Annotated in this window: 8 protein-coding genes; 1 reads left to right on the plus strand and 7 read right to left on the minus strand. The window is 38.3% G+C overall.

Going from position 1 to position 12,512, the window contains the following annotated elements; genetic code table 11:
- The first annotated feature begins 160 nt into the window (after positions 1-160).
- On the plus strand, positions 161-1,285 hold the full coding sequence (gene bshA, locus ORNRH_RS01525) for an N-acetyl-alpha-D-glucosaminyl L-malate synthase BshA (protein WP_014790152.1): 1,125 nt from the start codon (positions 161-163) through the stop codon (positions 1,283-1,285).
- 15 nt (positions 1,286-1,300) lie between these two features.
- Here the strand turns inward: bshA and ORNRH_RS01530 are convergent, their stop codons facing one another.
- The 7 genes from ORNRH_RS01530 to ORNRH_RS01560 form a co-directional block, all read right to left on the minus strand.
- Positions 1,301-4,195 (minus strand): chondroitinase family polysaccharide lyase, encoded by a 2,895-nt coding sequence (locus ORNRH_RS01530; protein ID WP_014790153.1) that lies wholly within the window; start codon positions 4,193-4,195, stop codon positions 1,301-1,303.
- Positions 4,196-4,325: 130 nt separating this feature from the next.
- Entirely contained in the window at positions 4,326-6,443 is a 2,118-nt protein-coding gene (locus ORNRH_RS01535) for an alpha-L-fucosidase (protein ID WP_221403032.1), read from the minus strand.
- 15 nt (positions 6,444-6,458) lie between these two features.
- Entirely contained in the window at positions 6,459-6,905 is a 447-nt protein-coding gene (locus ORNRH_RS01540) for a YhcH/YjgK/YiaL family protein (RefSeq protein ID WP_014790155.1), read from the minus strand.
- A 10-nt stretch (positions 6,906-6,915) separates the two neighbouring features.
- Complete coding sequence (locus ORNRH_RS01545) at positions 6,916-9,525, minus strand: sodium:solute symporter family protein (RefSeq protein ID WP_014790156.1); 2,610 nt, start codon at positions 9,523-9,525, stop codon at positions 6,916-6,918.
- Positions 9,526-9,540: 15 nt separating this feature from the next.
- Positions 9,541-10,725: an AGE family epimerase/isomerase gene (locus tag ORNRH_RS01550; protein WP_014790157.1), complete on the minus strand. Its 1,185-nt coding sequence runs from the start codon at positions 10,723-10,725 to the stop codon at positions 9,541-9,543.
- A 74-nt stretch (positions 10,726-10,799) separates the two neighbouring features.
- A complete protein-coding gene (locus ORNRH_RS01555; protein ID WP_014790158.1) occupies positions 10,800-11,651 on the minus strand; it encodes an ion transporter in 852 nt (283 codons plus the stop codon).
- A gap of 153 nt (positions 11,652-11,804) precedes the next feature.
- Entirely contained in the window at positions 11,805-12,464 is a 660-nt protein-coding gene (locus tag ORNRH_RS01560) for an epoxyqueuosine reductase QueH (RefSeq protein WP_014790159.1), read from the minus strand.
- Positions 12,465-12,512 lie beyond the last annotated feature (48 nt).

Below are 12,512 nucleotides of genomic sequence, written 5' to 3' on the forward strand. Positions count from 1 at the left end.
ATTTGGTAGCCAGACTTTTAAAAATTAAAAGACCTATTATGTTTTCTATTGTGATTGCTATAATCGGTATTTTTTCAGTTCTTGGGTATTTTATACTAAATCTCAGATTCAGTCCATAAAAGATTTTAAATTTTTAAATTTGCCTAAAATTATTAAATCAATGAAAATAGGAATCGTCTGTTATCCCACCTATGGTGGGAGCGGAATCGTGGCAACAGAACTCGGTATGGAAATGGCTAAAAAAGGGCACCAAGTGCATTTTATAAGCTACAGCTTGCCAGCTCGTTTAGATGTCACTATTTCAAACATTACTTTTCATCAAGTACATATCAAGGAATACGAACTCTTCCATTACCAGCCTTATTCTCTTGCACTTAGCACACTTATTGTGGAAATCGCAGAGCGGCAAGGTTTGGATTTACTGCATGTGCATTATGCCATTCCGCATGCTTATGCGGCATACATTGCCAAGCAGATTTTAAAAGAAAGAGGGAAAGATTTGCCAATCATTACCACTTTGCATGGCACCGATATTACGCTTGTAGGGAAGCACCCATCGTATAAATCGGCAGTGGAGTTTAGCATCAATCAATCTGATGTGGTAACTACGGTTTCAGAAAGCTTAAAAAGAGATACTTACACGGTTTTTAATATTTCTAAACCGATTGAGGTGATTCCAAATTTTATAGACAATGAACTTTATAATGATTTGGGCGAATGTATCCGTAGCCACATTGCAGAACCAGATGAAAAGATTTTAATCCATGTATCGAATTTAAGAGCCGTAAAACGCGTAACCGATGTGGTGGAAGTGTTTTATCGTGTGCAGAAGGAAATCCCTTCCAAGCTCATTATTGTGGGCGAAGGTCCTGAATGGGACAATGCTCTACATTTAATCCAGAAATATAATTTGGACGACAAGGTGAAAAACTTTGGAAAAGTGAAAAACCTCAACCAAATTTTATGCACTTCGGATCTTTTTGTATTGCCTTCGGCACAAGAAAGTTTTGGATTGGCAGCACTTGAAGCCATGGCTGCGGGCGTGCCTGTTTTAAGCTCTGATGTGGGCGGAATCCCTGAGGTGAATATCGACCGAAAAACAGGCTATGTATGCAATATGGGTGATGTAGAGACCATGGCACAAAAGGCAATTGAACTTTTGAGCAATGATGAATTGCTTGCCGAAATGAAGGTTAATGCCAAAAAAAGGGCGCATGATTTTGATATCAAAAACATACTGCCCCTTTATGAAAATCTTTACCAAAGAGTACACGAGGAATTTTAAAATTCCTCGTTTTTTTTATCTTTTATTTAAGCTAAATTCTACTGGAATCCCGTGCTGGCAAGCTACTTTGATTTCCGTTTTCCCTGCATGGTGCTTCACCTCAACTTTCTCGTTTGGTTTAGCCAATTCAAAATTGCCATTCAGCACCACTCTTCTATGCGTTACGCCGCTTTCTCTACTCGTGGTGTAATTATAATCTCCTAAGTCCAAATCTGGGTTACAAACACTCATCAAAATTCCCGAATTTTGTGGCTGAACCATTACCATCGTTTGTTCTGAAATCTCTTTGATCAACTTAGCCTTATCATCTCTAAATTCTTTAAAAACCGCATACGCCTCTACCCCACTTGGCTTATCTTTTACAATGTGTGCCACCTCATCTTGACGCAAAATCTGATAATCTAATCTTCCTTTTCTAATTCTCTTTTCTTGTGATTCATCGGCATTCAAGAAAACAGTATAAGCATATTTTTGTGCTTTTGGAGCATTTCCATGATTTAACACCGCTGAATAAAATAAACCTTTTGCCATTTTTTTAGTTTTATCATTTGGCGAAGTTTGTTCTCTTAATTTAATCTTTAAATCTTGCCCTTTTGGCACATAATACAGCGTTCCCGTAAAATCTTTGAACATGTAGCCATTGCGATTTTTTTGATAAGAGTAAACTATATTTTGTTTAGCAGTTTGCTGGAACAAGGTCGTTTGTGTAGGATATTCCTTATTATCATTTGAAATATTTGAACCTAAACAAATTAACTGATTTCCAAAACAAAACACAGATTTATAAGCTTTGAACGAAGGCGTAAAATTCTTAACATCATATTCGCCCAATTTCATTGCAAACATGCCATATTTGCCTTCTGCCAAACGAGAACTGCCCGCAAAAGTACTAGGCTGAGTGAGCATATCGCTCCCCGCAAAAGGAGATTCCAAAATATCCCAAGGCAACTGAATACTTGTAACGCCTGGCGCACGATTCCAATCCCAGCCATCTTCTGCAAAACCGCTTGCACGCTCAGTAATCACTCCGTCTTTATTGGCTGTCCCGATGATTTGTACCAAACCATAACTCTGGTAACGCCCATAGCGATTGTCTCTAGCATAAAGCTCTGCTCCCCAAATGTTTTGCGTGAAACCTTTTAAGGAAACCATATAGTTTTGATAACGATAAATGCCCTGGCTTGCATAATTAAAGACATAAAATCCTTGAGGCGAATCAGATGGCTTAACACCCTCTTTTTCAAATAAATTAATGAATTTCTTATATTCTGAAGAAGGTGTAATTCCTTTGCTTAAACGGAGAAAATCGGCAGCCAATTCTTTGTCCAACTCTGGATTAGAAACCGCTGTGTAGGCAAACGCCAAAACGGCTCTCTTGCTCATTCCGCCATATACAGGATGGAAAGGATGTCGCCCAGCATCTGCCAAGCCCCAATCCCTTAAATTGGCATATCTCACCAAGGATTTTAGTGCAAATTTATATACATCATACGCAGGTTTATCTAGCACAAAATCGGTTTTTTCCACACAATTCAAATACTCCCCAATCCCAGCATACCCTGGCACAGAATAAGCGGGGTAATTACCACCATGATGAAATCCTGTTCCATCGATTTTGATACCCCCAATCGTGCCTGGCGTAAATTTCAAAGTGCTACTAATCCAGCGGCTTAGCGATTTTAAATTTCGGTATTTTTCCTCTGGCGTATCTGCCCACAGTGCAGCCGTCAATCTTGGCGTGAGAAGCGTGTTCCAAGAATCACAAAGCTCATCTCGTTTAGCCTCTACAAGGGCTCGCGTTTCTGCCAATCCGCTCCAGAAAACCAAGGCTTTGCGTGCTTCGTTCCATAAGTTTTCTTGTTTTAGCACCTCTTCCATTCGCCAAAGGGCACCAAACATTTCTTTGATATCATACCCATAATGGTGATTGGTTCCCATGCCGCTCTCGTAGGCAAATCCTTGATTTAGCATGTATTTCACTCCTTTGATGAAATCATTTTTAAACTTAGGATTTTTGGTATTGATATAGGCTCGAGAGTTTAAATCTAAATAATCATTGATTTCGATAAAGCTTACATCTTCGCCTTTGCGCACATTGTTTTTTTGCATTAGAGGGGCACCTTTTGTCCCGTCGGGCGAAATGTGTAAAATTTGGTCTAATTCCAAGAGTCTTGCACTTTCTTTTTCAGAAAGATTTTTCTCAGAATACATCTTTTTCACGCGTTTTTCTACTTGCGCAATTTGTGCTTTTTGCGCTGGCGAAATCTGAGCTGGAATGGCTAAATCATATGGCGTTTGCTCCCATTTGTGCAACAATCCCCAATGCCAAATATCTCGCTTGAGATGTCTATTATTTTCTGGGATTTGCGCATCGGGTGTGGCTTGGCGATCTACATAATTTTCAAAACTTACACGATCGATGAAAATATGGGAATTTGATACATTTTTAGGCGAAATCACATTCATTGCCACAATTGGCTTTTCGGTTGTTTTGCCACCATCGGGTGTCCACATATCTGAATACGAAATCCATGCAGCACGCCAACCCGTAAAATTTAGATTAAAATCAAATGTATATTGCACTTGACCTTGCGCATCTACAAAATTAAAAACCAAAGGTGTCTTTTGTGGTTTTTCGTTAAATACCCAAAGCTTAACACCTGCTCTTTTCTTGAAATTTTTGACGCTTTTGGCTATATCTGGGCTAGCGAAAACCAAAGTGGATTGTGGAGCTACCCACTGCCATAAGAGTGATTGTTTTCCGTCTTTGTAATATTTATCACTCAACGAAATCGTTGATTTTTTGCCAGAAATTTTCACCTCTTGTGGTAAGGTATTTCCTTCAAAACTTTGCGCTCCTGCTTGCCCAAAGATCAGTGCAGAAAATGCTAAAAAACTATATTTATTCATATTCTATTTTTTTCTATGCATAAGAAACAAAGATATAAATTTAATCAATGCACAGACTATGCTTTGTGTCATATTTACAAACAAAAAAGACAGCTTTTTCAAGCTGTCTTTCCTTTATTTAATGTTTAAATTATTCTACAATAACGCCTACTTCTGCGGCACCTAATCTCTGCTTACCGTCGAGTGTTTGCAATGCTTTTAATTTTAAAAATCTCGTTTTTAAGGCATTTTTAAACACAATGTTCTGCGTAATTGGATTGTTTTCAATATTATCAAACTCGCCTTGGGCTACTGGTGTCCAGTTTTTGCCATCGGTGCTTGTTTCAACTTCGTATTTTTTAACAATGCCGAGCACACCGCTACCCGTAGGTGGAGTGTAAATCAGCTCTTTCACATTCTGTAGATTACCCAAATCGAGCACAATTCCTGGGACTTCTGCCACAGGACTTGCCCACCAGCTTTGTTCATTATCATCTACCATGCGTTGCATTCTGTCTTGCTCTTTTGGACTAATGATTTTGAAATCTTTTTTTGCAAAAGAGAATCTTCGATTGATGATATCACTTGATTTTTTGGTTTTAGCATCTACCGATTTAGCCAAAACAATTCCTTGTTTTAATTGAAATGGTGATTGATATAATTTAGCATTTTTATCAAAATCGGAATTTGATATATTTTGATTTTCTGGCAATACTAAATAATAAATATCCACGCCTAAATCATCGGCAGAGAGCGTAACTTCGCCATTTCTATTGCGATCAATGTGAGGCGTTGTCAATAAAGTTGGAGCATTGTACAATTGAACGGTGGAAATCACGGGTGTTGCTAGCGAACTCTCGATATTGAAACGCAAAGCAGTTGCCGTAACGGGTCTAAAACGCAAAATTCTCTTATATCCAATGGTGGTTCCTTCTCCTATCTTTTGCCACTTTCCATCAATCTGGGCTTCTATGCTGAAGGCTTCAACTCTTTGTCCTAAGCGTATATTTTCTTGGGCTAAAAATCGGTTGAAGGTCTGTGGCTCTTTAAATTTAAAGATAACAAATCCCGTTTTCTTATTATCGTCAAGTGCCCAATAGGTGTCCAAATCATCATCTAATAGATTTTTGGGCGAAAAAGCTTTGTTGTTATTTCTAATGTTTGAAACCTCAATTTTCACCGATTTTAAAACTGGATGAGCAAAATCTTCTTTTAATTTTTCGCCTAAACGCATTAATTGCTTTTCATCGTTTTCGTGGATAAGCCCGCGTGTATCAATCGGAATATTGAGCAATAAATTGGCATTTCTACCTACTGATTTGTAATAAATGTCTAAAAGATGGGGCAAAGTCTTCACTTGATTGTCTTGGTTTTTATGATAATACCAGCCTGGTCTTGTGGAAACATCTGCTTCGGCAGGCGACCAATCTTTTCCTCCTTTTATCCCATTGACTAGGAATCTTCTATTGTCTTTCCCAGGAATAATGCTATCTCTATCAAGCGTACTCCAATTGGTTACGGCTGCAATTCCTTTTTCGTTTCCTACCCATCTTGCATCTACGGCATCTCCCCAAATAATAGCTTTAGGCTGATGTTTACGCACGATTTCGGTTACCTTGTCCCACTCATAATAAGTTTTACTATCGATTTTACGAGTTTCGCGTGCGCCACCATAGTAGCCATCTCCGCCATTGGCTCCATCGAACCAAACTTCGTAAATATTTCCATAATTCGTCATCAATTCCTTTAATTGATTATGAAAATATTCCACATATTCTGCGGTGGCATATCCTGGGTGATTTCTATCCCAAGGCGATAGATATACTCCGAATTTCAGTCCATATTTTTTGCACGCATCGGCTACTTCTTTCACGATATCTCCTTTTCCATTTTTGTACGGAGAGTTTTTGATTGAATGCTCGGTGTATGCCGATGGCCAAAGGCAGAATCCATCGTGGTGCTTGGCCGTGAGAATAATCCCCTTCATGCCAGCATCTTTCACAATGCGAGCCCACTGTTCTGCGTCAAATTCTGTGGGGTTAAACTTTTTAGGATCTTCATCGCCATAGCCCCATTCGCGATCGGTAAAGGTATTCATGTTGAAATGTGCAAAAGCATAATATTCCAACTGATTCCATTTTACTTGCAAATCGGTAGGCGTAGCACCATACGGTGCAGGTGCACCTGCAATTTGATTAATTTTATTAGGCGTGGCACATGCTAAAAACAAAGCACTTGCCACACCTAAAATCATGTTTTTTTTGTTCATTTTTTAGCCTTAAAACTAAATTTTTACTTTAACCACTAGTTTTCTCACAGTTCCTTCCCCTATCACTGGAGCATGCGCATCTTCTGGATAAAAAATCACAAAATCATTAGGCTGCAATTCAAAATATGAAGTGGCAGCATCGTTGTACAATCCACAATCTTTTTCTTCTAAATAAGCTTGTTTTTCGTCGGTGCACTCGTCTAAATCTTTCCAACCGATGATTTCTTTCCCTTCCAAAACGATTTGGATATCAATATACTTCTTGTGATATTCCAAAACTTGCTCTTCTTTTTTCTTCAAAGTTGAATTGGAGTTTGCGATGAATAAATTGTCATCGTCTAAATAAATTTTGCCCAATTCGGCATTTAATAAATCATGAGATTTAATGTAATCAAAGGCTTTTTTAAAAGCTGGGTGCAGATTCTCGTATCTGCTGCTGTTTTTTAAGTTAGATAAAATCATAATTAAATATTTATTTTTTAAGTTTTCTGGTTTTCCAAGTAAGACCTGTAAAGTCTTTGTTATTTTTAGTAAAAAGGCTAAAGAATAGTGCCAATCCAATGCTTGCAACCAATCCAATTAAGCCATATAATAGGAATGAAATTGGGGTATGATCTTTCACAAGATAAAGAATGAACACACCGCAAATAACGCCCAATAGTGCCGATTTTCCGTTTACGCGTGGGAAGAAAATTCCAAGGATAAACAAGGCTCCCAATCCGCTAGTGAGCAATCCCAAAAATGTATTGAACTGATCCCAAAGCGAAGCAATATTCCATGTAGCTAAAACGAGTGCCATTGCCATTCCCAATAATCCGATCAATATGCCCGAAAACTGCGCGGCTTTCATTTGTTTTTTAAGCTCAATGTTTGGGAAAATGATTTTGTAAAAATCATTGACAAGCACTGCCGATGCCGAGTTGATATTAGATGAAAGTGTGCTCATCGCTGCGGCAAAAATGGCTGCGATTAATAAACCTGCAAAGCCGATTGGCATTTCGGAAACGATAAATTGCGGAAATACCGAATCTACATTTGGATTTGTGATTGAAAAATCCGCTGGATTTGATTTATAAAAGGCAAAAAGACCTGTTCCTAAAAGGAAGAAAAGTACACTCACAGGCACGCTGATGATACCATTTAGCCAAATACTTTTAGCGGTAGATTTCTCATCTTTTGTCGTCATATAACGCTGTACCACCGATTGATCGCTGGTATAAGAAATCATCGTATTGGCAAATCCGCCCAAAAGCACTACCCAAAATACGGGCTCTGAGAAATTAAAATCAAAATCAAAGGTTTTCATTTTGTGGTATTCTATCGTGGTTTCCCAGAATCCTGATAGCCCCCCTTCTACGCCCATTAGCATAAAAACTAAAGCGGCAAAAGCTCCTACAATGAGTATAAATCCTTGAATCACATCGCCCCAAACCACTGCTTCCATTCCACCACTGGTAGAATAAATAATGGTTACAATACTCATGATCAAAATGGAATAATACACGCTGAACCCCGTAACGGCATTTAAGGCTAAAGAGGGCAAGAATAACACAATGGCAATTCGGCTGACCATAAAAAATAGGAATAAAGTCGCCGCTACCCAACGCGTTAATCGATTGAATCTGGCTTCTAGATATTGGTATGCCGTGTCAAAATTAAAGCGTAAAAAGAAGGGCAAAAAGTATTTTATAATAAATGGTGCCGCCAAAATAATCGACATATTGAACATAAACATACGCCAATCCGAGGCATAGGTTTTGGCAGGTATGGAAATAAATGTAATTGCACTTAATGTGGTGGCAAAAATACTAATCCCCGCTGCCCACCAAGGAATCCTTCCACTGGCTTTGAAATAGTCATCGGTATTATTATTGTTTTTCATAAAGAAAAATCCGAGCAATAACATTCCCCCGAAATATAAAATCAGTACCGCATAATTTATCCAACCAAAATTGCTTTTATCCTGAAATTCGTAATGCATAATGTAAGGCGATCGAACGCCTGCACGCTCCTCGCCCCCCATAACATAAAGCGATTGCTTATCTGAGACTGTGCCAGTTACTGCGGTAGGATTTTTCAAATCTTGCTTCATCGCAAACCAAGCATCGGTTATGGTATTATACACCAAAACTTTATTATTAAATCCTTTATGATTTTGCCACAAAGAATCTCTGAGTGCCGTATTTTCCTGCTGAATGGCTTTTTCTACTTGATGAAATGTGTCGCCATGATCACCGCCCACAATCACAATGCTTGATGCTCCCACAGCTCCTGCCGATGCCACTGCTAGAGGAAAATCTTTTTGTTCAATCTGGATATTTTGTTTTTTAACCCATTGATTTTTATTATAATTATAGACCTCAGCATAAAAAGTTGTAAGCTCTCCTTTCGGCTGATTTCTTCCGCCCAAGGCAAACAAAGAAATGCCACTTCCGTCTTGCTGTGCTACCAGAGCTGCCCCAGAAACTGGCAATGGATAATCTGATAATTTACTCCAATCGGAGTTTTTTAAATATAAATCCAATTGCAAAAATTGCTGAGAGGAACTGCCATTTTCCAACTGCCCACCCAAAACATAAATTTTGCCTTTTAACTCACAAGCCGCCGCCGCTCTCACAGGAACAGGCAACGAAGGAAAATCTTTGATTTGAATATTTCCGCTGTCGTATTTAATTAAATATACCTTATCGGTGTATCCATTATTCGTTTGCCCGCCTATGATGAGTAATCCTTCGGGCAAACTCACATAAGCGGGTTCTGCCACGGCTTCGGGTAAATTGTCTCCTTGATATACTAGCTCAAACTTTTGGTTTTTATTTTGTTTAAAAACAAAAACCTCTTTAGATAAATATTTTTTTCCGTTTTGCCATGGCTTACCCTCTGGAAACGACGAACCGCCTGCCACGATAAAATAATCGCCTACTTTTCCAAAGGCACTTCCTGCCAAGCCCTCGTCAAAATATTTATTTTTTAATTCACTAAAATTATAAACTTCTGCTGTCTCAATTTTATTTTGAGCCACAAGCCCAAAAATCATAAACAGAGAAAAACACAGTGCTAAAATGTACCTCAAATGCCTCATGTAAAAAACGTGTTTTTAATCTGTTTTTAAAATTTCATCGCAAAGCAGACTTCCGTAAATCATCATGCGCGGAATGTGAAATGGCCCTTTGAACAAATTTCCTTTGGCGGGCTGTGCTACGCTACCATCTCGGTGCAAATAGCCATACCATTCGCCATGTTTTTCATCTGGAAAATGCTTGTATGTCCACTCGGAAATTAATTGATGTTTTTCTAAATATTTTTTGTCTTTGGTGGCTAAATAAGCGTAAAGATTTGCGATAATTGCCTCGGTTTGAGGCCACCAGAATTTCATATCTTGGGCATAATCTTGACATGGCAAATTCTTGCAATCTCTAAAATTAATGATTCCGCCATATTCTTTGTCCCAGCCCCAGTCCCAACTCCAGTCGAGAATTTTTAATCCTAAATCAGTCAGTTTTTTATCCCAATTTCGGTTTTTGGCTTCTTCGAGAATAAACCAAGCTGTTTCGATACAATGCCCTGGATTGATTAATCTTCCCGCATTGGTATCAATAAATTCGCCGTTTTCGCCCACTACCTCGAGCAAAGCCTTAAATTCTGGTTTTAAGAAATCTCGCTCCAAAATTTCGATAGAATCATCAATTTGCTGATTCAGTGCATCATCTTGAATCGCTAAACGAATACGAGATGCGGTATTAATGAGAATCATGATAATTGAGTGCCCTTTCATAGGCAAAGTATCGGTGTATTTAGGCTCGAGAATGCCAGGCGTGGTCAAGAATCTTTGCATTTCCTTAAACAAATGCAAAGCTTTTTCCGCATACTTTTTTTCGCCCGAAGCTATGGCGTATTCTGCAAAAGCGATTGCTGCAAATGATTCTGAGAATACATAACGGCGTTTTCTGAGCGGTCGCCCGTCCTCGGTTACTTCAAAAAACATTCTGCCATCGGTGTCAAAACAATGGTTTTCTAAAAATTCTACGCAAGTTTTTGAAGCGGCTAAATATTCAGGATTTGGCTCAATCTGGTTGTATGCCATCGCTGCGATAAATCCAAAACGCCCTTGAAACCAAACGGATTTTGTAGTATCCATCAAACTCCCATCTTGGTTAAGGCAAGTGTACAAGCCTCCGTGTTTGCGATCGATTCCGTTCTTTAACCAAAAGGGTAATATATCTTGTGTAAGTTGCTCTCTATAAGATTTTTGCCAATCCTTCAAATATTGTTTTACATTCATTTCTTAAAAAATTAATTGCGTAAAGATACATTTTTTTAATTTTTTATGAAATGATAAAATTCTTGTTTTTAAATCTATTTTTTAATTTTTTCGCCACATACTTTGCAATATCTTGCATCTTTATCATTATCATGATTTCCGCAACGATCACAGATCAATACAAATGAACGGTATTTATAACGATTGATTTCCGAGGTTACAATTCCCGTAGGAACTGCAATGATGCTATACCCGCAGAGCATCAAAACTACTGATAGGAATTGCCCCATCGGGGTAACTGGCGAAATGTCTCCATACCCCACCGTGGTAATGGTTACCACTGCCCAATAAATGCAGGTAGGGATATCGACAAAACCATTTTCTCCGCCTTCGATTACATACATCAATGCGCCCACAATTACGACTAGAATGACTATAAAAATCATAAAAATATAGATTTTTCTTGAATTTTTCTTGAGTGCATCCATAATGAAGGCTCCATCATACATGTAATCCATTAGATTGAAAATCCTAAAGACTCGCAAGATTCTGAGCAATCGGATAATCATAAAGAATTTGGTCATCGGGAAAATTAAGCTCAAGAAAAATGGTACAATCGAAACAAAATCTATGATTCCCATAAAGCTAAAAATATAGCTTAACTTATTACGAACCACCCAAATACGCATAATATATTCTATACTGAAGAGGATAGAGATTATCCACTCTACGGTGAAAAATAATTCATGGTATTTATCGTTTAGGCTATTGATGCTTTCTAAAACTACGGTGAGCGTGCTGATGATGATTAAAATCAAAAGCGTGATGTCGAATAGCTTACCGAGTGGCGTGTCTGAATAATATATGATTCTAAAGACATCCCACTTCCAACCTCTTTCTGGGATTAAATTATGTTCTCTTAATTGTTTTCTCCTTCTTCGTATCATCAATCAAATGGTTTTTCACAAAATAAGACAAAAATACTAAATGTACAAAGTACAATAATTTATTTAAAACTCGTTTTTTTTGTTTACGAAAAATGCAGAGAATCTAGTCCTCTGCATCTTACATTTAATTAAAAAAAGTATCAAAATGATTTTTTAGTCGTTGTCGTCGCCGTAATATTTTTCGCCGATTTTAATTCGCTCACGACCATTCTGAAGACGCCAGTGGTTGCTATCTCTAAGCGAGTATGCACAGCCACAATATTCTTGCATGTAGAATCTTTCTCGCTTGCTGATTTCGAGCATTCGGGCAGATCCTCCTTTTTTGCGCCAGTTGTGTGTCCAGTAAGTTATGCCTTCATATTTTTCGGCAGCACGCTCTCCACAATCATTGATTTGGGCAAAATTCTTCCATCTTGAAATCCCCAGAGAGCTTGTAATGGTATCGAAACCATTCTCATACGCATACAAAGCGGTACGCTCAAATCGCATGTCAAAGCACATGGTGCAACGAATGCCTCGCTCTGGTTCAAACTCCATTCCACGTGCACGCTCATACCAGTTGTCTACATCATAATCTGCATCAATAATTGGAATATTATGCTTTTCGGCATAGCGAATGTTTTCATCTTTTCTTAAATCGTATTCCTTCTTTGGGTGAATATTGGGGTTATAAAAAAAGATGGTAAAATCGATGCCAGAAGCCATGATTGCCTCCATCACTTCGCCTGAGCAAGGGGCACAACATGAGTGCAAAAGCAATTTTTTTCCGCCATTTGGCAATACCAATTTATCTCGTTTCACGGTAGTATCCATACAATTTATTTAAAGCTTGGGTGCCAAAGATACTACATTTAGATAGAT

The sequence above is a fragment of the Ornithobacterium rhinotracheale DSM 15997 genome, assembly GCF_000265465.1.
Classification (GTDB): Bacteria; Bacteroidota; Bacteroidia; order Flavobacteriales; family Weeksellaceae; genus Ornithobacterium; species Ornithobacterium rhinotracheale.